Origin of the sequence: Actinomadura rugatobispora, assembly GCF_042656285.1 — a bacterium.
Taxonomy (GTDB): Bacteria; Actinomycetota; Actinomycetes; order Streptosporangiales; family Streptosporangiaceae; genus Spirillospora; species Spirillospora rugatobispora.
The window spans coordinates 84,251-110,043 of sequence record NZ_JBHSON010000029.1 but is presented as its reverse complement, the minus strand read 5'-3'; the positions used below and the strand labels follow the sequence as shown (position 1 = coordinate 110,043).

General features: G+C 73.8%; 24 protein-coding genes, 1 rRNA gene and 1 pseudogene. 11 read left to right on the top strand and 15 right to left on the bottom strand.

The annotated features are described in order from the left end of the window. The 3 genes and pseudogenes from rrf to ACFPZN_RS56720 all read left to right on the top strand — a co-directional run. Positions 1 to 69: ribosomal RNA gene (rrf, locus tag ACFPZN_RS56780) — 5S ribosomal RNA — on the top strand; the annotation flags it as partial. A gap of 575 nt (positions 70 to 644) precedes the next feature. Next, positions 645 to 806 carry a hypothetical protein gene (locus ACFPZN_RS21630; protein WP_378283878.1) on the top strand — a complete coding sequence of 54 codons (162 nt, stop codon included), beginning with the start codon at positions 645 to 647 and terminating at the stop codon, positions 804 to 806. A gap of 78 nt (positions 807 to 884) precedes the next feature. After that, positions 885 to 987, top strand: a pseudogene (locus ACFPZN_RS56720) (IS481 family transposase); the annotation flags it as partial. Between the two features lie 419 nt (positions 988 to 1,406). On the opposite strand, the gene ACFPZN_RS21625 reads toward ACFPZN_RS56720, so the two are convergent. Next, a complete protein-coding gene (locus tag ACFPZN_RS21625) occupies positions 1,407 to 1,895 on the bottom strand; it encodes a 2-thiouracil desulfurase family protein (RefSeq protein WP_378283877.1) in 489 nt (162 codons plus the stop codon). Between the two features lie 96 nt (positions 1,896 to 1,991). Between ACFPZN_RS21625 and ctaD the strand changes: the two genes are divergently transcribed. The 6 genes from ctaD to ACFPZN_RS21595 all read left to right on the top strand — a co-directional run bounded on the left by ctaD (position 1,992) and on the right by ACFPZN_RS21595 (position 10,009). After that, positions 1,992 to 3,635 (top strand): aa3-type cytochrome oxidase subunit I, encoded by a 1,644-nt coding sequence (gene ctaD / locus ACFPZN_RS21620; RefSeq protein ID WP_378283876.1) that lies wholly within the window; start codon positions 1,992 to 1,994, stop codon positions 3,633 to 3,635. 73 nt (positions 3,636 to 3,708) lie between these two features. Beyond that, positions 3,709 to 4,380, top strand: a complete 672-nt coding sequence (locus tag ACFPZN_RS21615) for a class I SAM-dependent methyltransferase (protein WP_378283875.1) — start codon at positions 3,709 to 3,711, stop codon at positions 4,378 to 4,380. A 214-nt stretch (positions 4,381 to 4,594) separates the two neighbouring features. After that, entirely contained in the window at positions 4,595 to 5,767 is a 1,173-nt protein-coding gene (locus ACFPZN_RS21610) for a PP2C family protein-serine/threonine phosphatase (protein ID WP_378283874.1), read from the top strand. 249 nt (positions 5,768 to 6,016) lie between these two features. Beyond that, positions 6,017 to 8,308, top strand: a complete 2,292-nt coding sequence (locus tag ACFPZN_RS21605) for a sensor histidine kinase (protein WP_378283873.1) — start codon at positions 6,017 to 6,019, stop codon at positions 8,306 to 8,308. Beyond that, entirely contained in the window at positions 8,308 to 8,706 is a 399-nt protein-coding gene (locus ACFPZN_RS21600) for a DUF742 domain-containing protein (protein ID WP_378283872.1), read from the top strand. Before ACFPZN_RS21605 ends, ACFPZN_RS21600 begins: the two co-directional genes overlap by 1 nt. After that, positions 8,687 to 10,009 carry an ABC transporter substrate-binding protein gene (locus ACFPZN_RS21595; protein ID WP_378283871.1) on the top strand — a complete coding sequence of 441 codons (1,323 nt, stop codon included), beginning with the start codon at positions 8,687 to 8,689 and terminating at the stop codon, positions 10,007 to 10,009. Before ACFPZN_RS21600 ends, ACFPZN_RS21595 begins: the two co-directional genes overlap by 20 nt. Positions 10,010 to 10,042: 33 nt before the next feature. Here the strand turns inward: ACFPZN_RS21595 and ACFPZN_RS21590 are convergent, their stop codons facing one another. The 3 genes from ACFPZN_RS21590 to ACFPZN_RS21580 all read right to left on the bottom strand — a co-directional run bounded on the left by ACFPZN_RS21590 (position 10,043) and on the right by ACFPZN_RS21580 (position 12,811). After that, entirely contained in the window at positions 10,043 to 10,864 is an 822-nt protein-coding gene (locus ACFPZN_RS21590; RefSeq protein WP_378283870.1) for an SDR family NAD(P)-dependent oxidoreductase, read from the bottom strand. A gap of 172 nt (positions 10,865 to 11,036) precedes the next feature. Next, complete coding sequence (locus ACFPZN_RS21585) at positions 11,037 to 12,083, bottom strand: AurF N-oxygenase family protein (RefSeq protein WP_378283869.1); 1,047 nt, start codon at positions 12,081 to 12,083, stop codon at positions 11,037 to 11,039. Next, entirely contained in the window at positions 12,080 to 12,811 is a 732-nt protein-coding gene (locus tag ACFPZN_RS21580) for a TetR/AcrR family transcriptional regulator (RefSeq protein WP_378283868.1), read from the bottom strand. Before ACFPZN_RS21580 ends, ACFPZN_RS21585 begins: the two co-directional genes overlap by 4 nt. 175 nt (positions 12,812 to 12,986) lie before the next feature. Here ACFPZN_RS21580 and ACFPZN_RS21575 point away from each other — a divergent pair, with 175 nt between their 5' ends. Both ACFPZN_RS21575 and ACFPZN_RS21570 read left to right on the top strand, forming a co-directional pair. Continuing rightward, positions 12,987 to 14,198 (top strand): pyridoxal phosphate-dependent aminotransferase, encoded by a 1,212-nt coding sequence (locus ACFPZN_RS21575; protein WP_378283866.1) that lies wholly within the window; start codon positions 12,987 to 12,989, stop codon positions 14,196 to 14,198. A 71-nt stretch (positions 14,199 to 14,269) separates the two neighbouring features. Next, positions 14,270 to 14,710, top strand: a complete 441-nt coding sequence (locus tag ACFPZN_RS21570; RefSeq protein ID WP_378283865.1) for a pyridoxamine 5'-phosphate oxidase family protein — start codon at positions 14,270 to 14,272, stop codon at positions 14,708 to 14,710. Here ACFPZN_RS21570 and ACFPZN_RS21565 read toward each other — a convergent pair whose 3' ends face one another. Genes ACFPZN_RS21565 through ACFPZN_RS21515 form a run of 11 tightly spaced genes read right to left on the bottom strand, consistent with a single transcriptional unit; the run spans position 14,711 to position 25,714 of the window. Next, complete coding sequence (locus ACFPZN_RS21565; RefSeq protein WP_378283864.1) at positions 14,711 to 15,859, bottom strand: pyridoxal phosphate-dependent aminotransferase; 1,149 nt, start codon at positions 15,857 to 15,859, stop codon at positions 14,711 to 14,713. Further along, positions 15,859 to 16,758, bottom strand: coding sequence for an amidohydrolase family protein (locus ACFPZN_RS21560; protein ID WP_378283885.1), 900 nt, complete (start codon positions 16,756 to 16,758; stop codon positions 15,859 to 15,861). Before ACFPZN_RS21560 ends, ACFPZN_RS21565 begins: the two co-directional genes overlap by 1 nt. After that, positions 16,758 to 17,405: a bifunctional 4-hydroxy-2-oxoglutarate aldolase/2-dehydro-3-deoxy-phosphogluconate aldolase gene (locus ACFPZN_RS21555; protein WP_378283863.1), complete on the bottom strand. Its 648-nt coding sequence runs from the start codon at positions 17,403 to 17,405 to the stop codon at positions 16,758 to 16,760. The genes ACFPZN_RS21560 and ACFPZN_RS21555 overlap by 1 nt, the downstream gene beginning before the upstream one ends. Next, positions 17,402 to 18,418 carry a sugar kinase gene (locus tag ACFPZN_RS21550; protein WP_378283862.1) on the bottom strand — a complete coding sequence of 339 codons (1,017 nt, stop codon included), beginning with the start codon at positions 18,416 to 18,418 and terminating at the stop codon, positions 17,402 to 17,404. The genes ACFPZN_RS21555 and ACFPZN_RS21550 overlap by 4 nt, the downstream gene beginning before the upstream one ends. Further along, complete coding sequence (locus ACFPZN_RS21545) at positions 18,411 to 19,400, bottom strand: ABC transporter permease (RefSeq protein WP_378283861.1); 990 nt, start codon at positions 19,398 to 19,400, stop codon at positions 18,411 to 18,413. Before ACFPZN_RS21545 ends, ACFPZN_RS21550 begins: the two co-directional genes overlap by 8 nt. Then, entirely contained in the window at positions 19,397 to 20,929 is a 1,533-nt protein-coding gene (locus ACFPZN_RS21540; RefSeq protein WP_378283860.1) for a sugar ABC transporter ATP-binding protein, read from the bottom strand. Before ACFPZN_RS21540 ends, ACFPZN_RS21545 begins: the two co-directional genes overlap by 4 nt. Before the next feature lie 16 nt (positions 20,930 to 20,945). Next, on the bottom strand, positions 20,946 to 22,145 hold the full coding sequence (locus tag ACFPZN_RS21535) for a substrate-binding domain-containing protein (protein WP_378283859.1): 1,200 nt from the start codon (positions 22,143 to 22,145) through the stop codon (positions 20,946 to 20,948). Continuing rightward, positions 22,142 to 23,131 carry an ABC transporter permease gene (locus ACFPZN_RS21530; protein ID WP_378283858.1) on the bottom strand — a complete coding sequence of 330 codons (990 nt, stop codon included), beginning with the start codon at positions 23,129 to 23,131 and terminating at the stop codon, positions 22,142 to 22,144. Before ACFPZN_RS21530 ends, ACFPZN_RS21535 begins: the two co-directional genes overlap by 4 nt. Further along, positions 23,128 to 24,387 (bottom strand): M20 family metallopeptidase, encoded by a 1,260-nt coding sequence (locus ACFPZN_RS21525; protein ID WP_378283857.1) that lies wholly within the window; start codon positions 24,385 to 24,387, stop codon positions 23,128 to 23,130. The genes ACFPZN_RS21530 and ACFPZN_RS21525 overlap by 4 nt, the downstream gene beginning before the upstream one ends. Next, entirely contained in the window at positions 24,384 to 24,872 is a 489-nt protein-coding gene (locus tag ACFPZN_RS21520) for a pyridoxamine 5'-phosphate oxidase family protein (RefSeq protein ID WP_378283856.1), read from the bottom strand. The genes ACFPZN_RS21525 and ACFPZN_RS21520 overlap by 4 nt, the downstream gene beginning before the upstream one ends. Next, complete coding sequence (locus ACFPZN_RS21515; RefSeq protein ID WP_378283854.1) at positions 24,869 to 25,714, bottom strand: IclR family transcriptional regulator; 846 nt, start codon at positions 25,712 to 25,714, stop codon at positions 24,869 to 24,871. Before ACFPZN_RS21515 ends, ACFPZN_RS21520 begins: the two co-directional genes overlap by 4 nt. Positions 25,715 to 25,793 lie beyond the last annotated feature (79 nt).

Sequence of the window (25,793 nt, the reverse complement as noted above, 5' to 3'; positions counted from 1 at the left end):
GAAGTTAAGCCCTTCAGCGCCGATGGTACTGCATGGGAGACTGTGTGGGAGAGTAGGACACCGCCGGACACATATTAGGAAAGGGCCCTGCCGGGTTTACCGGCGGGGCCCTTTCTCATTTATAGGCATTCACGCCCCCGTCCGCCGCCAGGGCTGGGATGGGCTGGTCGGCCGGTGCAGCGGGCTGCGCTCTTGCCGGTCGTGGACATCTACCCGCGTCGAGGAGCAGGTGCTCGCAGGCCGGGCGCGAATTGCGGGTCGGGCGCGATCACATCGCCTGGGCGACCGGGTGGCGGCCCGTATCCTCACCCGGATCCTGCGCCGCCAGGGCTGGGACGGGCTGGTCGGCCGGTGCAGCGGGCTACGTTCCTGCCGGTCGCGGACAACCGCCCGCGTCGGGGAGTAGGTGCTTCGGGCCGGGCGCGAATTGCGGGCCGGGCCCGGTCACGTCGTCCGGGCGACCGGGGTGCCGGTCCGCATTCTCACTCGGATGCTGCGCTGCGAGGGCTGGGATGGGCTGGCTGGGCGGCGCAGCGGCGCCACGCTCTTGCCGGTCGCGGGCATCTGCCCGCGTCGGGGAGTAGGTGCTTCGGGCCAGGCGCGAATTGCGGGCCGGGCCTGATCGCATCGCCCGGGAGACCGGGGTGCCGGTCCGCATTCTCACTCGGATCCGGCGTCGTCAAGGCGTCCCCGTCCCGGCCGGCGGCGAACCGGTCACCGGGCAGCAGATCCGGGCCTCCCGCATGAGCCTGTGGCGTTACGAGCGCCCGGCGCCGGGCGACCTGATCCATCTGGACGTCAAGTAGCTCGGCCGGATCCCTGACGGAGGCGGCTGGCGTGTCCATGGCCGCAGCGAGGCCGTGCGCGGACGCGGGATCGGCTACGACCACGTCCACACCGCCATCGGCGACCACTCCCGGCTTGCCTGCGCCGAGGTCCTGGCCGATGAGGAGGGCACCACCTGCGCCGCGTTCCTGGCCCGGGCCGCGGCGTTCTCCGCCGTCCACGGCATCGTCCCGCATCGAGCAGGTGTTGACCGACAACGCCCGCAACCACCCGGGCCAGCCCCCTTTCGGCAGGCATGCGCCGACCTGGGAGTCCGTCAGAAGTTCACCCGCCTCCGCTGCCTCTGGACCAACGCGTTGGTGGGTGGACGCGCGGGTGCCTTGGATGGGGGCAGGGTGGCGTTTTGGTGGGCTTTTGGGTTGAGTGTTTTATGAGGCGAATGCGCTCGGGAGTGTGGATCTCGCGTCCAACCGTGATTGCTGGATGTGGGGGCGGCGAGCTGGGCGAGGACGATCTGGCGTTGAAGGTTGCAGGAGCGCTCGCTGGTCTTTTTCGGGATCCTGGGGCGGGACTTTCGGCGGAAGGGCCGATGTGGTGGTGCGGGGGCTCTGGGGCAGTGGTTAGCGTTCGAGTTCGGCCAGGTAGTCGGCGGCGGCGTCGAGTTCGTTCTCGTTGAAGACGCGGATTCCTGAGCGTTGGAGCAGCGTCGTGGTGATGCCGGCGCCGGGTATGCGGGTGCCGGTGAACGTGCCGTCGTAGGTGTGGCGGGTGGCGCAGGAGGGGCTGCCCTCCTTGAGGATGGCCATGCGGGCTCCCGCGCGTTCGGCGGTTTCCAGGGCCAGGCGGGCGCCGCGTACGAAGGGGTCGGTGACGTCGGCGCCGGTGTCGGTGCGGACGCCGGCGGTGCCGTCCAGCACGGCGGCGGCCGGGCCGGTGAGTTCGGCCGGGGGACGGGGGACGGGCAGTCCGCCGGATACTTCGGGGCAGAACGGGACCAGGCGGCCCTCGGCGCGCCAGCGTTCGAAGAGCGCGCCGTGCACGGGCTTCGCGGCGCCGTCGTAGCGGACCGGCCGCCCGAACAGGCAAGCGCTCACCAAAATCCGTTCCACGTCTCCAGCCTATGCGGGCAAGCCGGACGGACCTTGCTTGCGCCTCCCGTGACCTGGGCGAATAGTTGAGGGGACCCCGTTCTCAGGGAGTACGGCATGGTTCTTCTCGGCCGCCCTCTGACGGAGGCGCCGCCTCGGGAGCGCCCCCGGGGCTCGGTGCTGGTCTCCTGGATCACCACCACCGACCACAAGGTGATCGGCCACCTCTACCTCGTCACCTCGTTCACGTTCTTCCTGCTGGCAGGACTGATGGCGATGGTGCTGCGGGCGGAGCTGGCCTCGCCGGGCCGGCAGCTGGTGAGCAACGAGCAGTACAACCAGTTGTTCACCGTGCACGGCACGGTGATGCTGCTGCTGTTCGCGACACCGCTGTTCATCGGGTTCTCCAACGTCATCATGCCGCTGCAGATCGGCTCACCGGACGTGGCGTTCCCGCGGCTCAACATGTTCAGCTACTGGCTGTTCCTGTTCGGCGGCCTGATCGTGTTCGCGTCCTTCGTCGCGCCGGGCGGCGCCGCCAGCTTCGGCTGGACCGGCTACAGTCCGCTGAACAGCGAGCTGCGCTCGCCCGGCGTGGGCGCCGATCTGTGGATCATGGGGTTGGTGCTGTCGGGGGTCGGGACGATCCTGGGCGGGGTCAACTTCATCACCACGATCGCCGTGATGCGGGCGCCCGGGATGACGATGTTCCGGATGCCGATCTTCACCTGGAACATCCTGCTGACCAGCCTGATGGTGCTGATCGCGTTCCCGATCCTGGCGGCGGCGCTGCTGGTGCTGGAGTCCGACCGGCGGCTGGGGTCGCACGTGTACGACCCGTCGCTGGGCGGGGCGCTCCTCTGGCAGCACCTGTTCTGGTTCTTCGGTCATCCCGAGGTCTACATCATCGCGCTGCCGTTCTTCGGCATCATCACCGAGGTCATCCCGGTCTTCAGCCGCAAGCCGCTGTTCGGCTACGTCGGGATGGTCGGGGCCACGATCGCGATCGCGGGCCTGTCGATGGCGGTGTGGGCGCACCACATGTTCACGACCGGGCGGGTGCTGCTGCCGTTCTTCTCGTTCATGACGTTCCTGATCGCGGTGCCGACCGGGGTGAAGTTCTTCAACTGGGTCGGCACGATGTGGCGCGGCCGGCTCAGTTTCGAGTCGCCGATGCTGTTCTCGGTCGGGTTCCTGGTGACGTTCCTGTTCGGCGGGCTGACCGGGGTCATCCTGGCCTCGCCGCCGATGGACTTCCAGGTGCAGGACTCCTACTTCGTGGTGGGGCACTTCCACTATGTCGTCTTCGGCACGGTGGTGTTCGCGATGTTCGCGGGCTTCTACTTCTGGTGGCCGAAGATGACCGGGCGGATGCTGGACGAGCGCCTCGGCAAGCTGCACTTCTGGTTCCTGTTCGTCGGCTTTCAGGCGACGTTCCTGGTGCAGCACTGGCTGGGTGCCGAGGGCATGCCGCGGCGGTACGCCGACTACCCCGAGCAGTTCGTCGCGCTGAACCGGGTGTCGAGCGCCGGGGCGTTCATCCTGGGCGTCTCCACGCTGTTCTTCCTCTACAACGTGTACAAGACGACCCGGCACGCGCCGCGGGTGGACGCCGACGACCCGTGGGGGTTCGGGAACTCGCTGGAATGGGCGACCTCGTCGCCGCCGCCCCGGCACAACTTCAAGGTCATTCCGCGGATCCGGTCGGAGCGGCCGGCGTTCGACCTGCACTATCCGAGGCTGCCCGACGAGCATCGCTGAGGCGCGGCGGCCGGGTGTGGTCAGGTGCGGGTTCCCGGCCGCCTGCCGCTACACACCGCCATAGGGTGACCGCATGGAGCGACGGCAACGCGACTGGAACGCCTGGCACGGCGCTTACGACGATCCCTCGTCCGCCCTGGCGCGGCGGTTGCGGATCGTCCAGCAGCGCATCAGGGAAGCGCTCGACGTCGCCCGTCCGGGCAGGATCCGGACGGTGAGCGTCTGCGCGGGGCAGGGGCGCGACCTGCTCGGGGCGCTGCCCGGCCATCCCCGCGGCGCCGACGTCGTGGCGCGGCTGGTGGAGCTGGACCCGGCGAACGTGCGGGTGGCGCGGGCGACGGCGCGCATGTCGGGGCTCGGCGGAATCGAGGTGGTGGAGGGGGACGCCTCGGTCACCGACGCCTACGCAGGTGCGGTCCCGGCGTCGCTGGTGCTGGTGTGCGGAGTGTTCGGCAACATCGGTTTCGCCGACATCGAGCGGACGGTGTCGCTGCTGCCTCAGCTGTGCGGTGAGGGCGCGCAGGTGATCTGGACGCGCGGGCGCGGCGAGGCCGACCGCACGGAGGAGGTGCGCGCCCTGTTCGACGGGCACGGGTTCCAGGAGCGCTGGCTGTCGGGGCCGGAGGAGAAGGACTACGCGGTCGGGGTGCATCGCTTCACCGGCAGGCCGGTCCGGCTGCAGCGGGGGACGCGGCTGTTCACCTTCGTCGGGCACGACGCGCTGCGGGAGGGCGCCCCGGGCTGACCGTGCCGAGCCTTTCCCGTGGGGGCGGGAGAGGCGGTGTGACATTTCTCTGGACGCGCGTTCCGAGGGAACGCGTTTCGGTTCGTGTTCGCTCGACTACACTCGGCCACTGTCATCGTGTCTTGTGCTTGTCCCCGCCCAAGCAGAACGGCGAACCCCCATGCTCTGGTCGGATCTTCCCTCAGCCACCGGGGCCGGGACCGCGTTGCCGCCCGTGCCGGCGGCCGTGATCCCGGCGGCCGTGATCGGCGTCCTCGATCTCCTGCTCGGCAGCCCGTACTCGCTGTTGCCGCTGCTGGCCGCCGTGCCCGCGCTGGCGCTGCTGCGTCCGGCCGAGCCGCGCCGGGTGCTGGTCGTCGCGGTCGCCGTCGCGGTGGCGGCGGTGCCGTCGGCCGTGCAGTACGGGCCGGATCGGCCGGTCTCGGTGTCGACCAGCCTGCTCGCCGCCGCGATCAGCACCCTGATGCTGTGGATCGTCTGCCGCCGCCACCAGCGCGGCGAGCGTGACCGGGCGGAGTTGCGCCGGGTCGCGGACACGATGCGGCGGGCCGTGCTGCGGCCGGTGCCGGGGCGGCTGGGGCCGGTCACGGCGGAGGTCCGCTACCTGGCGGCGGCCGAGCACGCGCCCCGGAGCGCGGTTCCGGGTGCGGGGACGCGGGCTCGGGTGCGGGCGGGGGTGCGGGGGAGGCCGAGGCCGGATGGAGAGGGGGCGGGTGTCGGCGGCGATCTTTACGACATGGTCGCCACCCCGTTCGGCGTCCGGGTGATCGTGGGCGATGTGATGGGCAAGGGCCTGCCCGCGGTGGAGGCGGTCGCTGACGTGCTCGGCGCGTTCCGCGAGCTGGCGCAGCACGAGCGCGACCTGGCCGCGGTGGCGGTGCGGCTGGACGCCTTCCTCGGCACCCGGGGCCGGGAGGAGGAGTTCGTGACCGTGCTCCTGGCCGAGGTGCCTGGGGAGGGCGGGATCGCGCGGCTGGTTAACTGCGGGCATCCGCCGCCGCTGCTGCTGTCGGACGGCGCGGTGGCCTTCGCCGACCTGCCGGCCTACGCCTCGTCGCCGCCGCTGGGCCTGCTGCGGGTCGCGGGCAGCGACGGGCCGGTGGCGCACGCGACCGTTCCGTTCGGCCCGGGTGACGGGCTGCTGCTCTACACCGACGGGGTCGGGGAGGCGCGCGACCCCGAGGGGCGGTTCTATCCGCTGGCCGAGCGGGTCGCGGTGCTGAACCGGCAGGGCCCGCGTGGGCTGGTGCGGCGGCTGGAACGCGATCTGCGCGCCCATGTCGGCGGCGATCCGGGCGACGACGCGGCGCTGCTGCTGGTGCGGATGGAGCCCGTCCCGGTTCCGCTGCCGGGCTCGCCCTACGAGCCCCCGCACGCGCTCACTTGATCATTTCCGCTGGTCGGGGGCGGGAGAAGTCACGCGAAAGTAACAATCCACCCGCGTGAGGCAATCGGTCCGAGTGTCTCGCGGGGATGGAGTAGCGTTCCAACCCAACCGAGTGAGCTGGGTCACAGGAGCGCTGGGGGTCGTCATGCGCGTTGTCCGTGCCACCACCGGCCTGGGGGACTGATGGCGGGGCGCGCACGCCGTGCACGGGCGGCGGTGTCCCGTGCCCGGTCGGTCCGGTCCAGGATCGTGTTGCTGCTCGTCCCGCCCGTCACGGCGCTGGTGGTGGTGTGGGGCTTCGCCGCCGCCGGCACCCTGCAGGACAGCCTGCGGCAGACGCGTGCGCAGACGTTCACCGAGAAGGTGCTGCACCCGACCGACGAGGTGATCGCGGCGCTCCAGGACGAGCGGCGCATGTCGCTGTCCTTCCTCGGGGACGACGCCACCATCGGCCGCGCCGGGTTCGACGCGCAGCGGGCGGTGACCGACCGGGCCCGCGACCGGTTCCGCCGCTCGGCGGCCGACGGCGACACCCGCGGCGCGACCAGGCCCGCCACCCGGCAGCGGATGACCCGGCTGGCCGGCGCCCTGGGCGGGCTGCAGACGCTGCGCATCGCGGTGGACGGCCGTTCGCTCGACCGCGCCCGGGCGCTCGGCCGGTACACCGAGTACATCGAGCTCGCCGCCGAGATCTACGACGAGGTCCACGCGATGGATCCGGAGCTGGTGCGGGCCAACCGGATCCTGCGCACGCTGGAGCGCGCGAGGGAGAGCCTGTCCCGCGAGGACGCGCTGGTCACCGGCGCGCTGGCGGCCGGGCGGCTGAGCCGGGAGGAGCACCTGCAACTGGTGCAGTTCGCCGGGGCGCACCGCGTCCTGTACGACGACGCCGCCCGCGGCCTGCCCACCGCCGACCGCGCACGCTACGAGCAGATCATCGCCGGCGCCGAGTTCCGGCGGTACCAGGACCTGGAGAACCGGCTGATGCGCGGCGGCGCCACCGAGGGGCGCCCTACCGTGGACATCGGGGCCTGGCACACCTCCACCGAGACCGTCGACACGCGGCTGGCCGGGCTGTCGTCCGACCTGCGCTCCGGCATCACCCGGCGGGCGGGGGACGAGGCGGGCACCGTGCTGCGGCGGCTCGGCCTGATGGGCGGGCTGGGGCTGGTCGCGGTGGTCGCGGCGATCCTCATCGCGGTGCGGGCCGGCCGCCGGCTGGTGGTGGAGAGCCGGGACATGGCCGCGGTCGTGACCACGTTCGCCCACGACCGGCTGCCGCTGATCGGCGAGCGGGCGCGACGCGGCGAGGACGTGGCCGCCGGGACCGATTCCGGTCCTGGCGGGGCCGGGCGGTACCGGGTGACCGAGATCGAGCAGATCGACCGGGCGTTCGCCGAGGCCAGGCGGGCGGTGGTCGCGGCCGCCGAGCGCGAGGCCGCGGCGCACCGGCGGCTGAACGAGGTGTTCGTGACGCTGGCCCGCCGCAACCAGTCGCTGCTGCAGCGGCTGCTGCGGATGCTGGAGTCGATGCAGCGGCGCACCGACGACCCCGACGAGCTGGAGCGGCTGTTCGAGCTGGACTCGCTGGCGACCCGGATGCGGCGGCACGCCGAGGGCCTGGTGATCCTGTCGGGGCGGCCGTCCGGGCGTACCTGGCGCAACCCGGTCCGGCTGGTGGACGTGGCGCGCGCCGCCGCGGCGGAGGTCGAGGACTACGCCAGGGTCGAGGTGGTGCCGATGGGCCGGACCGCGCTGCGCGGTCCCGCGGTCGCCGACACCATCCACCTGCTGGCCGAGCTGATCGAGAACGCGGCGGCGTTCTCCCCGCCCGCCACCCCGATCCGGGTGACGGGGCAGGAGGTCGCGCACGGCTTCGCGCTGGAGGTCGAGGACCGGGGGCTGGGCATCGACCGGGAGACCATGGACGGGTTCAACCGGCTGCTGGCCACCGATCCCGAACTGGACCTGGACGACAGCGCCCGGCTCGGGCTGTTCGTGGTGGCCCGGCTGGCGGCCCGGCACGGCATCCGGGTCACGCTGCGGAGCTCGCCGTACGGGGGCGTGATCGCGATCGCGCTGGTCCCGCACGAGCTGGTGGTGGAGCCGGGGGAGGGCGACCGGTCCTCCGGGCACGCGGGGCCTGAGGAGGCGCGGGCGCGCGGCGGGGCCGGGACGGGTGAGCACCGCGCGCTGATCGCGTCCGCGCCGGTTTCGGCGGTCCGGGAGGCGGTCGAGCCGGTCGGCGGTCCCGCCCCGGTTCCCGCGCCGGACTCGTCGCCGACGGCGACGACCGGCGAGGTCCCGCTGCCCACGCGGCGCCGTCAGGCGCATCTGGCGCCGCAGCTCAGAGGCTCGGCGGGAACGGCCGGTCCGGAGCCGGACGAGGGCTCTGGCGGCGTGCCGAGGCCGCGGTCGCCGGAGGCGGCGCGCGACATGATGTCGACGATGCAGCGCGGCTGGCGGCGCGGCCGCGCCGAGGCGGCGGGCGGGTCGTCCGGGGGCTCTGACACCGGCGACGTCTCCGGCGGCGGGGAGTGATGTCCTCCGATCGGCCGGGGGAGCGGCCGGAGGACCTGTGGGTCGACGAGGAGGCCGGGCCCGTCGTCCGGCCCTTCGCGGTGACCCGGGGCCGCACCCGGAGCCGGCAGCGCGGCGGGGACCTCGACCTGATCGCGGTCGTGGTGACGGCGGAGGTGCCGATGCCCGATCCGGTGACGCTGGGGCCCGAGGACGAGCGGATCCTGGAGTACTGCCTGAATCCGGTGTCGGTGGCCGAGCTGGCCGCCGAGCTCGCGCTGCCGGTGGGCGTCGTCCGGGTGCTGCTGGGCGACCTGCTGGAACGGGGCCTGGTGGACGTGCAGCGGCCGGTCGTGTCGGCGGGACGTCCCGACGTGCGCATTCTCAAGGAAGTGATCGATGGTCTCCGTGCGCTCTGACAGGCCGGGGAGCAGGGCCGGAGCCCTGCTTGCCGGGGCGGTGCTGCTGGCGGGGGCGGCGGCCGGATGCGGCGGGTCGCCGGACGCCGCGCCCTCCGGCCCGGTCCCCGGCATCACCGACCGGCCCTGCCCGAAGGCGGTGAACCGGGAGCACGGCTGCGTCTACCTGGGGCTGATCTCCGACCTGAGCTCCACCCAGTTCAGGGCGCTGGGCGTGCCGATGGTGGCGGCGCAGCGGGCGTTCTGGGACCGGGTCAACCGGCAGGGCGGCATCGGCGGGTACGACATCGACGCCCACACCTACGTCCGCGACAACCGGTACGACGTGGCCGCGCACCGCCGCGCCTACGACGAGATCAAGGACAGGGTGCTGGCGCTCGGGCAGAGCCTGGGGTCGCCGACCACCGAGGGGATCCTGGACGACCTGCGCGCCACGCGGACGATCGCCGTGCCCGGCTCCTACCCGTCCAAGTGGGAGTTCGAGAACGTCATCCTGGAGTCGGGTGCCTCGTACTGCTTCGAGGCGATGAACGCGGTCGACTACGCGGCGGACACCTTCCGGGCGAAGAGCGTGATGTCGATCCACTATCCGGGCGACTACGGCGGGGACGCGGCGGCCGGGGCGAAGGCGGGGGCGGCGGCGCGCAAGCTGGGCTACTCCGCCGTGGAGACCGGGCAGGGCGCGGCCGGGCAGGAGGCGGCGATCAAGGCGGTCCTGGCCCGCAAGCCCGATCTGGTGGTGCTGACCACCGGCCCGGCGGAGGCCGCGGCCATCATCGCGGGGACCGTGGAGGCGGGCTTCGACGGCCACTTCATGGGCAACAACCCGACCTGGAACAAGGCGCTGCTGCAGAGCCCGGTCGCCGCGGCGATGAAGTCGCGGTACCTGCAGGTGGCGCCGTGGAAGCCGTTCGCCTCCGACTCGCCCGGCCACACGGCGATGCGGCAGTCGCTGGGGAGGGTGCGGCCCGACGACGCCTACACCTCGGGGTGGGTCCTGTCGTACCCGCTGAAGGCGGTCCTGCAGAGGGCGGCGGCGAACCGGAGCCTGACCCGCGAGGGCCTGTACGAGGCGCTCGGGCAGATCACCAACGTCGACTACGAGGGGATGCTGCCGGCGCGGGCGGGCGACACCTCGGGGACGCCGAACTCGGCGGCGTACCGGGAGTCGGTGATCGCCCGGCCGGACGAGCGGGAGTTCACCGGCGCGAAGGTGGTGACCGACTTCACGGCCGGGCCCACGACCAGGGCGTACCGGCTGGAGACGCCCTGCTACAACCCGGGCGGGACCGCGGGCTCCTGACCCGCGGAGCCGCGGAGCCTGCGGAGGCGGGGCTCAGTTCTTGTCGGCGCGGATGCGTCCGACGGCGAACTGGGCGGCCCGTACCGCCAGGGCGGGGTTGAGGCGGACGCCGCGCCAGGCCGCGCGGCCGTGTGTGGGGGCGACGATGAGCGCCTGGTTGCGGCGCACGCCGCGCATGACGTCGCGGGCCAGCTTCTCGGCGGTGTAGAGGCGGGGGGACGCCTTGGCGATGTCGTCCTTGGCGTCGCCGCTCATCGGCGTCTCGGGGAGGCCGGGGTTGACGTTGGCGAGCAGCGGGGTGTCGACGAAGCTGGGGCACACGACGCTGACCTTGACGCCGCGTCCGGCGGCCTCGGCGCGCAGTCCCAGCGACAGGCCGACCACGGCGTGCTTGGTGGCGGTGTAGGGGATGCCGACGGGCATCGGCACCAGCCCGGCCAGGGAGGCGGTGTTGACGATGTGCCCGGCGCCCTGCTCCAGCATGATCGGGTACGCGGCGTGCACGCCGTGCACCACGCCCTTGAGGTTGATGTCGATGGCGCGGTCCCAGTGGTCGAGGGTGAGCTCCTCGGCCAGCCCGCCGATGGCGATCCCGGCGTTGTTGAAGACGAGGTCGAGGCGGCCGTGCTCGGCGCGCACGCCCTGGTAGACGCCGGTGACGGCGCCGGGGTCGGTGACGTCGAGGGCGGCGGCGGACGCCTTGCCGCGGCCCAGGGTGTTCAGCCGGTCGGCGACCTTCCGGGCGCCGGCCTCGTCGATGTCGGTGACGACCACCGTGTCGCCGCGGGCCACCAGGGACGTGGCGATCGCCCGGCCGATCCCCGACGCGCCCCCGGTCACGATCGCGATGCTCATGGCACTCCACTCCGCGTATTGGATGGTTTGTGTAATTGGGGTGAGTGTAGGGCGCGCGGCGGAGCCGTGAACACACGCTCCCCGCCAACACTTGGCGCCCGGGACGCTCACTCTCGCAACGTCCCGTCCTCCCCGGAGGGCGACGGCACGAGGGCGATAGGTCCCGGAACGGTCAGGCGGCCTTGGCCGCCTTGGCCGGGCCGGCCCCGCGGGCGGCCAGGCTGCGGTCGCGCCGCGCCTTGGGCTCGTCCCAGATGCCCAGCGCCTTCCACAGCAGCCGGTTCACCGGGGTGATCAGGCCCAGCTCGTGCATCAGGTCGCGGACCTTGCCGACCGAGTCGCTGATCTCGTCCAGGTGCACGCCGTCCCGGTACGCCTCGCGGACCACGTCCTTGGGGATGTCGAAGTGCCGCACCATCGGCCCGGGCGGGGACAGCATGATCCGGGCCATCCAGCCGAGGATGAGCGGGCCGGTGACGCCGATCAGCCGGCGCCGGCCGCGGCTCAGGCCCGGCACCCGGTGCTTGAGGTAGTGCCGGGCGAAGGAGATGTGCCGCGCCTCCTCCGCGATGTGGATCCTCATGATGGCCTGCTCGAGCGGGTGCTTGATGTGCCCGCCCTTGAGGCTCTTGCGCTGCACGTAGTCGATCGGGTCCTCGCCGCCGAGCACGAACACGAAGAACAGCTCGGTGCTGACCAGCGGGATCCAGGGCGCCACCTGCGCGACCGCGGTCAGCGCGCGGGGCATGCCGCGCACCGGCAGCCCGGTGCGGTTCACGAACTCCTGGAACATCATCCCGTGGTGACATTCCTCGGTGGTCTCGTGGTAGACGTACCGGAACTCCGGCCGCCCGTTCGGCAGCCAGTAGGCGTAGTTGAGCAGGCCGCGCTTGAGCAGGTTCTCGAACTGCAGGCCGACCTTCATGGCGGTGGCCACCCGCCACAGCCCGATCCGCGCCTGGACCTCCGGCGGCTGGGACCGGTACCACTCGGTGCGGCCGAGCTGGTCGACCTCGCCGAGGATCCAGCGCGGGTCGTCGGGGTCGATGGCGAAGTCGGGGTCGTCCCAGGGGATGTCGGCGTAGGCCTCCCAGTGCTTGTCGACCGACGCCTTGTTGAGACGGTCGATGACGCCCAGGTAGGACTTCTTGTCCTTCACCTGCTCGCGGACTTCCTCGGCCAGGTCGGCAGGGGTCTGGTTCTTCTTCAGCGCGGTCATGTCGTGCGCTCCCTCGGCGTTGGGGGTGTCGGCGGTGCCGGTGCCGTGCCGGAGTCGTTCGTCGTGTCGGTGACGGAGGCGGGGACGGTGCCCTGGTCGGGGACGAGCAGCCGCGCGTAGTCCTTGAGCTGGTTCAGCACGGCGGACTGGTGGCCTCCGGCGTCGCCGTCCAGGGAGTTCTGCAGTGACAGCCCGACCAGCAGCGCGAACAGGCCGCGGATGAGGGTGTCGACGAGGTCCTCGGGGAGCGTCTCGGGGAACAGGCCGTGGAAGACCTCCTTGACGATCCGCACGACCCGTTCGCTGAGGTCGACGCTCAGCACGCGCAGGTCCTCGTCGGTGCGCCCGGCCAGGCCCAATTCCAGCAGCGCCATCGCCGACGGCAGCCGGATGGTGTCCCAGAGCAGGTCGAGCGCGCCGGCGACGTCGCGCCGTTCGGGCGGCAGCTCGGCGAAGGCCCGCTCGTAGTCGGCGCGCAGCCGGTCGAGCAGGTGCTCCAGCGCCGCGGCGACCAGCGCCATCTTGGTCGGGTAGTGGTGCTGCTGCGCGCCGCGGGAGACGCCGGCCCGGCGCGAGACCTCGGTGGTCGACAGCCGAGACCAGCCCAGGTCGGCCAGCGCGTCCGCCGTGGCGTCCAGCAGCCGCTGCCGGGTCTCGGTACGGCGCTGCTCCTGCGTGCGCCGCCCGCCGTGCCGGCGGTGATGCCGCCGCCTGTTGTTCACTGACACGTTTCGACGGTAGGAGCGCGGTAACAAGCAATCAAGCCTGCTTGTATGTTGCCCGCATCACAATTGGACACCGCGTCTGATTCGGGGTCATCCGGGCGGCACGTCGCGAACCCTTGGCGGAACTCCGTCCGGAATACGGCCGAAGCCGGTGATCGTCCGCGGCTATGGTGTATCCATGCAGGTCAACCAGTCGGCCAAACTGACCAACGTCTGCTACGACATCCGGGGACCGGTGCTCAAGCGGGCCAAGCAGCTGGAGGCGGAGGGGCAGCGGATCCTGAAGCTGCACATCGGCAACCCCGCACCGTTCGGGTTCGAGGCCCCGCCGGAACTGCTCCAGGACATGGTCCGCAACCTGCCCGACGCGCACGGCTACAGCGACTCCAAGGGCATCCTGCCCGCCCGCCGCGCCGTCGTGCAGCGCTACACCGAGCAGGGCCTGACCGGAGTGGACGTGGAGGACGTCTACCTCGGCAACGGCGTCTCCGAGCTCATCGTCATGACGCTGCAGGCGCTGCTCGACAACGGCGACGAGGTGCTGATCCCCGCACCCGACTACCCGCTCTGGACGGCCGGGGTCTCGCTGTGCGGCGGCACCCCGGTGCACTACCTGTGCGACGAGGCCGCCGACTGGGCGCCCGCGGTGGACGACATCGAAGCCAAGATCACCGACCGCACCCGGGCGATCGTGATCATCAATCCGAACAACCCGACCGGCGCGGTCTACCCGCGCCCTGTGCTGGACCGGATCGTGGAGCTGGCCCGCCGCCGCAACCTGATCATCTTCGCGGACGAGATCTACGACCGGATCCTCTACGACGACGCCGAGCACGTCTCGATCGCCTCACTGGCCCCCGACCTGCTCTGCCTCACCTTCGGCGGGCTGTCCAAGAACTACCGGGTGGCCGGCTTCCGCTCGGGCTGGGTGGTGCTGTCGGGGCCCACCGAGCACGCCGAGTCCTACATCGAGGGCCTGGACATCCTGGCCAACATGCGGCTGTGCCCCAACGTCCCCGGCCAGCACGCCATCCAGGCCGCGCTCGGCGGCTACCAGAGCATCGAGGACCTGGTGCTCCCCACCGGCAGGCTCTGCGAGCAGCGCGACCGGGCGTGGAAGCTCCTGAACGACCTGCCCGGCGTCAGCTGCGCCAAGCCGCGGGGCGCCCTGTACGTCTTCCCGCGCCTCGACCCGGAGATGTACCCGATCGAGGACGACGTCCGGTTCGCCTTCGACCTGCTGGAGCAGCAGCGGCTCCTCGTCGTCCAGGGCACCGGCTTCAACTGGCCCGCCACCGACCACTTCCGCGTGGTGACGCTCCAGTACGCCGACGACCTGGAGGAGGCGGTCGGCCGCATCGGCGAGTTCCTGGCGACCCGCCGCCGCTGACCCGCGTGAGGCCGCCCGAATCCGGGAAAGGACTGCCGGGTGAGACAGAGCCTGCCGAGGGGGCGATGACCATGAGCGCATCCGGTGGGGCGGACCCGTCCGGCCGCCCGGTCCTGGAGGAGCTGAACCACGAGCAGTGCCTGGCCCTGATCTCGCCGGGCGGCGTCGGCCGGGTCGCCTTCGACGACGGTGAGGGGCCGACGGTCATCCCGGTGAACTACGCCGTGGACGGGGACGCCGTGGTGTTCCGCACCAGCCTGGAGGGGCGCCTCCACCAGTCGCTGGCGACCGTGCTGACCGGCGCGGCGGTGCGGATCGCGTTCGAGGTCGACAGCATCGACCCGGTGCGGCACGAGGGCTGGAGCGTGCTGCTGCGCGGCGGCGGCCAGGAACTGCCCGACCACGAGCGGCCCGCGTCGCCCGCCGTCGAGCCGTGGCCCGGCGGCGAGCGGCCGGTCTACGTCCGGCTGGTGCCGCACCACGTCTCCGGCCGTCGCCTGGGCCACGGATGATCAGCGGCAGCGGATGATGCGGTCCAGGCCCTCCAGCAGGTCCTCGGTCGCGGTGGCCAGGGACAGCCGGATCCAGCCCTCCCCGTGCGGGCCGAACGTCGTCCCCGGCGCCACCGCGACGTGCTCCTCCCGCAGCAGCCGCACCGCCCACGCGGTCACGTCGTCGCCGCACCGGTCGGACACGTCCGCCCACAGGTAGAAGGCCCCCTCTGGGCGCAGGTACGGCAGGCCCGCCCGGTCCAGGACGGCGGTGGCGGCCTCGCGCCGCTCCCGGTAGGCGTCGCGGGCGGCGGCGGTCTGGTCCTGCGGGCCGGTCAGCGCGGCCAGCGCGCCGTACTGCGCGGGCGCGTTCACGCACGCGACCAGCGGCTCCTGCAGCTTGGCGCACACCGGCGCCAGCTCCGGCGGCGCCAGCAGGTAGCCGACCCGCATCCCGGTCATCGCGTAGGTCTTGGAGAAGCTGAAGCAGCTGATCACCCGGCCGTCGGTGTCGAACCGGGCGGGGCTGACATGCGGCCCGTCGAAGGTGATCTCCTCGTAGCACTCGTCGGAGACCAGCCACAGGTCGTGCTCGCGGGCGAACTCCACCAGCCGCTCCACGGTCGCGGCGGGCAGCACGGTGCCGAGCGGGTTGGACGGGGAGTTCACCACGATCGCGCGGGTCCGCGGGGTGACCAGCCGGGCCAGCTCGTCCACGTCCGGCTGGAAGCCGTTCTCCGGGCGCAGCTCGTACCGGACCGGCACGCCCTGCAGCAGCTGGACGAGCATGGTGAAGTTGGGCCAGCCCGGGTCGGGGATCAGCACCTCGTCACCGGCGCTGACCACCGCGCTCATGCCGAGCTGGAGCGCCTGCATGCCCCCGGCCGACACGATCACCCGCTCCGTCTCGGCGGCGGCGAGGCCGTTGCGCTCGCGCAGCTTGGCGGCGATCGCGTCGCGCAGCTCGGTCACCCCGGCGTTGGGGACGTACCGGGTGCGGCCCTTGGCGTAGGCGTCGGCGGCCGCGTCCAGGACGTGCGGGGGCGTGGCGAAGCTGGGCTCGCCCACGTGCAGCCCGATGACCGGGCCGGGCAGCCGCCAGGCCATGTCCATGATCGCGCGGATCCCGGACCGGGGCATCCGCTCGGCGTTCGGTGCGATGGGCGGCATCAGGCCTCCTTCGTGGGTGGATTCGTGGGTGGTGCGAGGGCGGGGAACAGGGACAGGGCGGTGCCGCCGTGCAGGGCGGCGCGCTCGACGGCCGAGAGCCCGGGCAGCGTGTGGCCGGCGAGCCGCAGCAGCGCGGCGTGCCCCGGCACGTCCCGCGTCCACGGGTAGTCGGACGCCCACAGCATCCGGTCCGCGCCGAAGGCGTCGGCGAACGCGCGCACGACGCCGTCCAGATCGGCGTACGGCGGCTCCTCCCGGGACAGCGCGTACTGTCCCGAGAACATCAGGTGCACGTTCGGGTGCCGGGCCAGGCCGAGGACGGTCTCCACGACCGGCGGCGGGAACGGGTCCTCGAACCAGGGGCGGCCGTGCTCGTCCACGCGCATGTCGTGCGGGGCGAACCCCAGGTGGTTGAGCACGATCCGCAGGTCGGGCACGACGTCGGGCAGTTCGCGCAGGAGCGGGAGCTGCGCGGGCGGGACGTAGCTCCACAGCGGCAGCCCGAGCCCGGCCAGCTCGCGCAGCACCGGCAGCATCGGGCTGTCGGCCAGCGGCCGCCCCGGCTCGCCGAGCCACTGCGTGCGCAGCCCGGAGAAGCCCTGCGCGAGCCGCTCGCGCAGGGCTTCTAACGGGGAACCGGTTCCCGGGCGCCTTCCCTGGATCTCCGGGCCCGCCACCGCGACCGCCGCGAACCGCCCCGGATGGGCGGCCAGCGCCTCGGCCACGTACTCGTCCTCCGGGCCGAGCGGGACGAGCAACGCCCGCTCCACCCCGGAGGCGGCCAGCACGCCCAGCAGGTCCTCGACCGGGGCGTCCCGCCCGGCCGGGGCCAGCTCGTCCACCACCCGGCGCCGCAGCGCGGCGGGACGGAAGACGTGCAGATGGGCGTCGACGATCATCACGCCGCGGCTCCGCGCCGGGCCGCGGCGAGCTGCGCGGCGACCGCCGCCGCCCGCTCCGCGATGCCGGGCAGGTCGCCGGGACCGGGCGCGGCCGGGACCAGGTCGGAGCCGAGCCCGACCGCCACCGCGCCGGCGGCCAGCCACTCGCCCACCGCGTCGTGCCGGATCCCGCCGGTCGGGATGAACGCCGCGTCCCGGAACGGGCCGCGCAGCGCCCGCAGGTAGGGGAGCCCGAGCGCGCCCGCCGGGAACAGCTTGACCAGCCGCGCGCCCGCGTCCAGCGCGGTGGCGACCTCGGTCGCGGTCCCCGCGCCCGGCAGCGGCTCCAGCCCGGCGCCCAGCACCGCCCGGATCAGCCCGGAATCGGTGTGCGGGCTGACGCAGTAGCGGGCGCCGCTCGCCGCGGCCTCCTCGACCTGCTCGCGGGTACGGATCGTGCCCGCGCCCAGCAGCGCGTCGGCGGGCAGCGCGGTACACAGGGCGCGCAGCGCCGCCGGGCCGCCCGGATGGTCGAAGGTGACCTCCATGGCCTTCAGGCCCGCCTCGTACAGGGTCGTGCCGACCTCCACCACGTGCCGGTGGTCGGTCATCCGCAGGATGGCGATCGCGCCGGCGAAGCCGCCGCCGTCCAGGGTCGGGGTCATCGCAGGATCCTCCGTGCCTCGGCCCCGCGGCGCGCCAGGTCCGCCGGGCGGATCCGGCAGGCGTCGCCGGGCATGGTGTGCTGGAACGCGCCCGCCCAGGCCGCCTTGTCGGCGAGGGTGGCGCCGTCGTCCCCGGCCAGCCGGGCGGCCAGCAGCACGCCGAGCGCGGCGTCCCCGGCGCCGAACGCGTCGACCACGTCGGCCTCGTGGACGCCGCCGGTGACCTCCTCGGCGGCGGTGACGACGGTGACCCGCGCGGCGACCCGCCGCCCGGGGAGCTGGTCGGTCCGGCGGAGCACGACCAGTTCGTGGCCGAACTCCCCGATCGCCCTGTGGGCCAGTGCCGTCGCGCTCTCGTCCTCGCGCGCCGACGGCAGCAGCCGCAGCAGGTCGCCGCGGCCGGCGAGCAGCACGTCCACGTGGGGGAGCACGCCGCGCAGCACCGGCACGGCCTCGTCCCACGTCCACAGCCTGGCGCGGTGGTTGACGTCGAACGCGGTGACCGCGCCGCTGCCGCGCCCGGCCGCCAGCAGCGCGGTCGCGGCCGCGGCGGGCCCGGCGCCCAGCGCGCAGGTGATGCCGCTGGTGAGGACGGCCCCGGCCCCGGTCGTCAGGGCCGTCCAGTCGAAGGTGTCGGGGGTGAGCCGCCGCATGGCGGTGCCGGAGCGGTCGTACAGCACCTCCGAGGGCCGCGGCGGGACGCCCTGCTCGACGAAGTACAGCGCCGCGCGGGCCCCGGGATCCCAGTCGACCTGGACGTCCACGCCGAACGCGCGGGCGTGCGCGGCCACCCGGTGGCCGAGCGGGTTGTCGGCCAGCCGGGAGATCCAGGTGGCGCGCAGGCCCAGCCCGGCCGCGGCGATCAGCGCGTTCATCTCGGCGCCGCCGACCTCCACGTCCAGCCCGGTGGCGTGGTCCAGCCGCTGGTGGCCGGGCGGGGAGAGCCGCAGCAGGGACTCGCCCAGCCCCACGATCCGGGGCGGGCCGTGGGCGGGGGCGGGGGCGTCAGTCATCGCTGGTCCTCGGGACGAAGAGCGCGGCGGCGGCGAGGATCACCACGCCGCGGATCAGGTCGGAGGCGGTGGCGGGGAACTGCAGCAGCGTGAACGAGCTCTCCACCAGGGCGAGCAGGGCCACGCCGCCGAGCGTCCCGGTGAGGCTGGCCCGGCCGCCCAGCAGCGACGCGCCGCCCACGACCACGACCGTGATGGCCGACAGCTCCAGGCCCTGGCCCGCGCTGGGGGAGCCGATCGTGGCGCGCGCGGCCAGCATCACCCCGGCCGCCGCCGCCAGCGTGCCCGCGATCACGAAGGCGAGCACCAGGGTGCGGCGCACCGGGACGCCCGCCGAGCGCGCCGCGGCCTGGTCGCCGCCGACCGCGTGCACGTGCCGGCCGAACCGGGTCCGGTACAGCAGCACCGCGACGACCGCCACCGCGACCGCCAGCACCGCCAGGGCCAGCGGGAACGGCCCCCAGCGGCGCATGCCCACGGCCACCAGCGCCCGCGTGACCTGCCCGGCCGGGGTGGTGCTGATCAGGAACGCGATGCCCTGGATCAGGTAGAACGTCGACAGCGTCACCACGAACGCCGGGATCCGGGTCCGCGACACGATCAGCCCGTGCACGGTCCCGATCGCCGCGCCCAGCAGCAGCATCGCCAGGATCGCGGGGATCGTCCGGATCGGGTAGCCGTCGATCAGCATCGCGGTCAGCAGCGCCGACAGCGTCGCGGTGGAGCCCACCGACAGGTCGATGCCGCCGGTCAGCACCACCAGGTGCTGGCCCAGCGCCACCAGGCCGAGCACCACGGTCGCGGTGAGCACGTTGGCGATGTTGGCCGCCGCCCAGAACCCGCCCGGGTTCGCCACGGTCAGCACCGCCACCAGCACCGCGACGATCGCCCAGGCCGCCAGGCCGGTCCGCGCCGCCGCCGCCAGCACGCCCCCGGGCGCGCGCCCGGCGGCGGTACGGCCGGGAAGGGTCACCGCCGTCACGACGCCGCCTCTTCCGTTTCCGTCCCCAGCGCCAGATGCATGATCTGCTCCTCGTTGATCCGGTCGCCGGTCAGCTCGCCGCCCACCCGGCCGTCGCGGCACACCAGCACGCGGTGCGCCAGCCCGGTCACCTCCGGCAGCTCGCTGGAGGCGAACACCACCGCCAGGCCGCGCCCGGCCAGCTCGGCGATGATCTTGTAGATCTCGGCCTTGGCGCCGATGTCGATGCCCCGGGTGGGCTCGTCCAGCAGCAGCACCTTCGGGCCGGTGCGCAGCCACTTGGCCAGGACGATCTTCTGCTGGTTGCCGCCCGACAGCTGCCCGGTGCGCTGGCCCGGACCCGACACGCGGATCCCGAACCGCGCCCGCTCCTCCTCGAACGCGGCGCGCTCGCGGGCGCCCGACAGCCAGCCGCCCGGGGCGACCGACCGCAGGCTCGACAGCGTGGTGTTGGCGCGCACCGGCAGGTCGAGCACCAGCCCCTCGGTCTTGCGCTCCTCGGGGACCAGCACCACGCCCGCCTCCACCGCGGCGCGCAGCGACCCGCGGACCGGGCGGCCCGCGACGGCGACCTCCCCGGCCGAGCGCGGCGCGACCCCGGCCAGGGTGCGCAGCAGCGTGCTGCGCCCCGAGCCCAGCAGGCCCGCCACCCCGACGATCTCCCCGGCCCGCACGGTCAGGTCCAGCGGCGGGACGGACCGCCCCGCCGGCACCAGGCCGCGGACGCGCAGCACCTCCTCGGCGCCAGGCGCGGCCAGGTCGGGGAAGACCGCGTCCACGTCCCGGCCCACCATCTCCCGGACGATCCGGTCCACCGGGTACCCGGCGGCCGGGCCGGTGGACACCAGCCTGCCGTCCCGCAGGACCGTGACGTCGTCGGCCAGCGCCCGCACCTCCTCCAGCCGGTGCGTGATGTAGATGACCGCCACGCCGCCGGCGGTGAGCTCGCGCACCACGGCGTGCAGCGCGTCCAGGCCCTCGCCCGACAGCAGCGCGGACGGCTCGTCCAGCAGCAGCACGCGGCTGCCGCGCACCAGGGCCCGCGCGATCTCGACCAGCTGCCGGGTGGCGGCCGACAGCGTCCCGGCGCGGGTCCGCGGGTCCAGGCCGCCCAGGCCGACGCGTTCCAGCGCGGCGCGGGCGGTCGCGCGCTGCCGGCCGCGGTCCAGCAGCCCGCGGCGGGCGATCTCCTGCCCGAGCATCACGTTGTCCAGGACGGACAGGTCGGGCAGCACGGTCAGCTCCTGGTACACGGCGGTCACCCCGTGCGCGAGCGCCTGCCGCGGGTCCTCCAGCCGCACCGGCTTCCCGCCGATCAGCAGCTCGCCCTCGTCGGGCGGGTGGTCGCCGGTCAGGATGCGCACCAGGGTCGACTTGCCCGCGCCGTTCTCGCCGAGCAGGGCGTGCACCCGGCCCGGCCGGCAGACCAGCCCGGCCCCGTCCAGCGCCGTCACGCCGGGGAACCGCTTGACCAGCCCGCGGGCCTCCAGCGCCGGCGTCTCCTCCGGAGCGCGGGTCGATGACGTCATCTCGGGTCCACCTCCCTCAGCACAGCTTGAGCTTCTTGAGCAGGTCGGACGGCAGCGCCGAGGGCACCGCCAGGTCGTCGCTGCATTCCGGGCGGACGTACCGGTCGATCTGCTCGTGGGTGAACACCGCGGCGTCCACGTTCACCTGGCTCGGCACCTTCTTCCCGGCCAGCGCGTCCAGCGCCACGTCCAGGCACTGCGCGCTCTGCTCGGGCGGGAACGCGCTCAGCGCGAACGGCACGTTCTTCCCGCGGACCGCCTTCAGGAACGCGTTGGTGACGTCCCCGGTGACCGGCGGCACGGGCTTGCCCGCCTGGCTGTACGCCTCGTACACGCCCAGGTTGGTGATCGAGGAGTCCGACCAGATCGCGTCCAGGTCGGGGTGGCGGGCCAGCAGCTGCGCCGCGACGGTCTTGGCCTTGGTCGCCGACCAGTCGGTGTTCTGCTCGGCGACGACCTGGATGCCCGGGTACCGCTCGGCGAAGATCTTCTTCGCCTGCGCCTTCGGCAGCTCGGCCGTCGGCACCCCGGCGATCCCCGACAGCATGGCGACCTTGCCCGTGCCGCCGATCCGCCGGGCGATCCACTCCGCCCACAGCGTGCCCTGCAGCTCGTAGTCGCGGGTGACGGTGCTGACCGCGCCCGACCCCTCGCCGAGCCGGCCCGAGCACACCACGACCGGGATCCCCTGCGCGGCGGCGGCGCGGACCTGTCCGGTGACGGCGTCGCCCATCGGGACCACCACCATCGCGTCCGGGCGCTGCGCCACCAGCTGCTGGACGTTGTCGACCTGCTTGTTCACATCGCCGTTGGCCGAGGCGTACAGGACGTCCACGCCGCGCTGGCGCGCCCGGTACTTGAACGCCTCCTCGTTGGTCAGCGCCCAGGCGTTGGTGGGACCCTGCGCGGCGATCGCGACCCGGTAGCCGCCCCGCGGACGCTCCTTGGCGAACTTGGCGGTGTCGACCTCGCAGACCTGCGAGGCCGCGGGCGACAGGCCGTTCAGGCCGATCGCCGCGCCCGCGCCGCGCCAGGTCTCGGCGTACTTCTGCTGGGCGGCCCTGGCCTGCGGGCCGGTGCAGTCGGCGGCCTCGCCCAGACCGGCGGTGAGCGACTCGCGCTCGGTGCTGCACGCGCCGAGGGCGAGCACGCCCGCCAGCAGCGCCGCCGCCAGCCCGGCGGGCCGGGTCCGGCGGTTCCTCGTCCGGGGGGTCATCCGGAGCCTCCCTGGTCGGTCGTTCCGCGCTGGCGCAGCCAGGTGGCCAGCAGGATCGCGGCGCCCTGCACGGCGAGCTGCCCGCCCGCCCCGGCGCCGAGCTGGATCATCCAGACGATCAGCACGGCCAGCAGCGCCACGCCGATGACGGTGTGGCCGATGTGGCCGCGCCCGCCGGTCAGCGCGACGCCGCCGATGACGGCCGCGGCCAGCGAGTTGAGGTCCAGGCTGCGCGACAGCTGGGCGTCCACGTGCCCGGCGTAGGCGGCGCTGACCAGCCCGGCCAGCACCGCCAGCAGCGCGCTGGCCAGGTAGCCGGCGGCGATCACCCGGCCGGTGCGGATGCCCGACAGCCGGGCCGCCCTGGGGTTGGCGCCGGTGGCGTACAGGCGCCGTCCCGCGCTGGTCCGGGCCAGGATCACCGCGGCCACGACGGCGATGCCGGCGAACAGCCACAGCGGCGTCGGCACGCCCAGGAAGCGTCCGGAGCCGAGCGGCTGCAGCGCCTTGGGGATGTCCCCGGCCGCCGCGCCCTTCGTCCACGCCGTGATCGCGCCCTGCACCAGGACGAACACCGCGAACGTGGCCACGAACGGCGGCACGCCGCGCAGCACCACCAGCCCGGCGTTGACCGCGCCGATCGCCAGCCCGGCCAGCCCGGCCAGTCCGATCGCGACCGGGAGCCGACCGGCGTCGCCATCGCTCTGCGTCGCGATGACGACGGTGGTGAGGCCCATGACCGCGCCGACCGACAGGTCGATGCCGCGGCCGAGCAGCACCAGCGTCTGGCCGACCGCGGTGATGCCGATCAGCCCGGCCTGGAAGAGCACCAGCCGCAGGTTGGCGTCGGAGTAGAAGCCGGGGGTCACCACCGCGGCGATGACCAGCACCAGCGCCAGCCCGCTCAGCGGCATCAGCGTCGTGAGCGAGGCGAGCGACCGGACGCGTCCGGTCGCGGCCTCGCCCGTCGCGGTTCCGGCGCTCATCGCCCCTCCTCCTCTGCGGACGCCTCGCCGGGGCAGAACGCGGCGGCGATGCCCGCGTACAGGCCGACGGCCCGGCGCAGCGCGGCCACCGACACCCATTCGTCGGCGCCGTGCGCCCGGCGCAGCAGGCCGGGGCCGAACGCGGGCAGCACGGGAACGTTCCAGGCCGGTTGCAGGAAGGCGGCGTCGGTCGTCCCGGGGAACATCGCGTCCGGCGGCACGTGCCCGAGCACCCGCCGGGCCGCGGCGCGGACCGCGGCCGGCAGCGGCCCGGCCGGGTCCGCCACCGTCCCCGGCAGCAGGCCCTGCTCGTCGAACTCCACCTCCAGCCGCGCCCCGGTCCGCTCCGCGACCCTCTCCACGAGCGCCGTGACGGGCCGCCGGACGTCCTCGCGGGTCATGCCGGGCAGCAGCCGCACCTCGGTGTCCACGCTCATCCGTCCGGGCAGCACCCCGTAGCCGACCCCGCCCCGGTAGGCGAGCCCGGTGTTGACCGTGGTCTCCCAGCCCCGGATGCCGTACGGGTCGGCGGGGGAGGGCAGCTCGAGCTCCTCGGCCAGGGCGACGGCCGCGCGCGCGGCGTCCACTCCGGCGTTGCGGGTGCCGGGCTCGCCGGAGAGGCTGGAGTGGCCCTGCCGCCCGTGCGCGGTGACGCGCATCCGGGCGATGCCGCGGCTGCCCAGGTGGAGGAGGTCGTAGTCGTCCTCCAGGCCGCCGGGCTCGCCGATGAGCACCGCGTCGGCCGCGGCGAGGCCCTCGGGCGGCGACTCGGCGAGGTACTGGGCGCCGTGGTACGCGCCGTCCTCCTCGTCGGCGGTGAACAGCAGCGACAGCCGTCCCGCCACGGGGGAGCCGTCGCGGACGAGCCCGGACGCGGCCAGCAGCATGGCGGCCAGTGCGCCCTTCATGTCGGCCGAGCCGAGCCCGTAGAGGCGGTCGCCGTCCAGGTCGGCGCCGAGCGGGTCGACGCTCCAGGCGGCGTCGCCGATCGGCTTGGTGTCCATGTGGCCGCACAGCACCAGGTGCCGGCCGCCGGGACCGAAGTCGAGGGTGAACAGCAGGTTGGGACGCGGACCGCCGCGCCCCAGGACGCGCGGAGCCGGAAGCCCGGCCGCCCGCGCCATCTCGGTGAGCGCCTTGGCGACCTCGCTCTCGTCGCCGCCCGGGTTGGGGCTGGGCACCCGCACCAGCGCCCGGGTGAGCTCGACGACGTCGCCGGCGACGTCCCCGGCGGGGGCGGCGGGGACGGCGGTCACTTGTAGCGCTCCGCCCAGTCGTTCCCCTGCCAGGTGGTGATGTTCACCGGGTCGAGCCGGAACAGCCAGCGCGGCTTGTCCAGCGTCGGCTCCAGGTAGCGGGGGCCGTTCTCGCCCAGGTAGCGCACGCTCATCCGCTCGGCGACCGGCAGCCACTGCCCGTTCAGGCAGGGCTCCTCCACCAGGACGGCGCGCGCCTGCGCCACCACCTTGCGCTGCGTGCCGGCCTCGTCCACGGTGATCGCGCAGCGCGGGTCGGCGGCGAGGTGGCGGGCCCAGGCGGCGCGGGACCGGGGCACCACCCAGAACGCGGCGCCGTCCCACTCGTGCCAGCACGGCACCACGTACGGCCAGCCGTTCTCGTCCAGGCACGCCAGCCGCGCGATGTGGCCCTCGGCGAGGAAGGCCGAGACCTCGTCCTCCGCCAGCCTGCCCACCTTGCCGCGCCAGCTCTCGCCGCCGCCGGCCGGGGACGTCTCGCTCATGACACCTCCTGATTCTTCGATGCGGGATGGTGGCCGAGCCGCGCCGACAGCGTCGCGGCGGCCGCGACGACCAGCTCGGCGACGGCCGGCAGGTCCGCGCTGGCGAACCGGTAGGCGGGCGCCGACACCGACATCGCCGCGGCGACCCGCCCGGTGTGGTCGCGGATCGGGGCGGCGACGCAGCGCACGCCGTCCTCGTTCTCGATCTCGTCGATCGCGTACCCGCGCTCGCGGGTGGTCTCGAGCTCGGCCGCCAGCGCGTCCGGCTCGGTGATGGTGTTGGGGGTCTTGCGCACCAGCGGCCCGTCCAGGCAGCGCCGCCGGGTCTCGGCGTCGGCGTGCGCCAGCAGCACCTTCCCTATCCCGGTGCAGTGCAGCGGGTTGATGGTGCCGACGACGGCCGCGGGCCGGACCGCCTGCGGGCTGTCGACCTTGGCCACGTAGAGCACCTTGTCGTCCTGCTCGATGCCGAGGAAGCAGGTCTCCCGGGTGCGGGCGGACAGGTCCGCCATGAGGTCGCCGGCCAGGTCGCGGATGTCCAGCCGGTCGAGGAAGCGCTGCCCCCAGACCGCCAGCCGGGGGCCGAGGTCGTAGAGGCCGGCGGCGTCGGCGCGCAGGACGCCCGCCTCCAGCAGCACCTCCAGCAGCCGGACGACGGTGCCGCGCGGGACCCCGCTGGCCTCGACCAGGTCGGTGAGCCGCCGCGGCCCTTCGGCGGAGATGAGGTCGACCAGCCCCATGCCCTTCACCAGGGCCTTGGCCGTTCCGGTCGCCGAGGCCGCCGTCGCCGCGGGAGCGGTCGCCTCCGGTTTGGACGCGACGTCCATTCTTGTTCTGGACATGGCGTCCATTCCTAGCAGCACCGGTCTGACCTGCGCAAGTGGAAGTTTTCAGGCAGGGGCCGACGCGACCGGGCGCGGC

Excerpts from the sequence above, each read along its gene's own strand:
- ctaD (WP_378283876.1), top strand. The coding sequence starts at position 1,992 with ATGGTTCTTCTCGGCCGCCCTCTGACGGAGGCGCCGCCTCGGGAGCGC.
- ACFPZN_RS21615 (WP_378283875.1), top strand. The coding sequence starts at position 3,709 with ATGGAGCGACGGCAACGCGACTGGAACGCCTGGCACGGCGCTTACGAC.
- ACFPZN_RS21600 (WP_378283872.1), top strand. The coding sequence starts at position 8,308 with ATGTCCTCCGATCGGCCGGGGGAGCGGCCGGAGGACCTGTGGGTCGAC.
- ACFPZN_RS21595 (WP_378283871.1), top strand. The coding sequence starts at position 8,687 with ATGGTCTCCGTGCGCTCTGACAGGCCGGGGAGCAGGGCCGGAGCCCTG.
- ACFPZN_RS21590 (WP_378283870.1), bottom strand. The coding sequence starts at position 10,864 with ATGAGCATCGCGATCGTGACCGGGGGCGCGTCGGGGATCGGCCGGGCG.
- ACFPZN_RS21585 (WP_378283869.1), bottom strand. The coding sequence starts at position 12,083 with ATGACCGCGCTGAAGAAGAACCAGACCCCTGCCGACCTGGCCGAGGAA.
- ACFPZN_RS21575 (WP_378283866.1), top strand. The coding sequence starts at position 12,987 with ATGCAGGTCAACCAGTCGGCCAAACTGACCAACGTCTGCTACGACATC.
- ACFPZN_RS21570 (WP_378283865.1), top strand. The coding sequence starts at position 14,270 with ATGAGCGCATCCGGTGGGGCGGACCCGTCCGGCCGCCCGGTCCTGGAG.
- ACFPZN_RS21565 (WP_378283864.1), bottom strand. The coding sequence starts at position 15,859 with ATGCCGCCCATCGCACCGAACGCCGAGCGGATGCCCCGGTCCGGGATC.
- ACFPZN_RS21560 (WP_378283885.1), bottom strand. The coding sequence starts at position 16,758 with ATGATCGTCGACGCCCATCTGCACGTCTTCCGTCCCGCCGCGCTGCGG.
- ACFPZN_RS21555 (WP_378283863.1), bottom strand. The coding sequence starts at position 17,405 with ATGACCCCGACCCTGGACGGCGGCGGCTTCGCCGGCGCGATCGCCATC.
- ACFPZN_RS21550 (WP_378283862.1), bottom strand. The coding sequence starts at position 18,418 with ATGACTGACGCCCCCGCCCCCGCCCACGGCCCGCCCCGGATCGTGGGG.
- ACFPZN_RS21540 (WP_378283860.1), bottom strand. The coding sequence starts at position 20,929 with ATGACGTCATCGACCCGCGCTCCGGAGGAGACGCCGGCGCTGGAGGCC.
- ACFPZN_RS21535 (WP_378283859.1), bottom strand. The coding sequence starts at position 22,145 with ATGACCCCCCGGACGAGGAACCGCCGGACCCGGCCCGCCGGGCTGGCG.
- ACFPZN_RS21530 (WP_378283858.1), bottom strand. The coding sequence starts at position 23,131 with ATGAGCGCCGGAACCGCGACGGGCGAGGCCGCGACCGGACGCGTCCGG.
- ACFPZN_RS21520 (WP_378283856.1), bottom strand. The coding sequence starts at position 24,872 with ATGAGCGAGACGTCCCCGGCCGGCGGCGGCGAGAGCTGGCGCGGCAAG.
- ACFPZN_RS21515 (WP_378283854.1), bottom strand. The coding sequence starts at position 25,714 with ATGTCCAGAACAAGAATGGACGTCGCGTCCAAACCGGAGGCGACCGCT.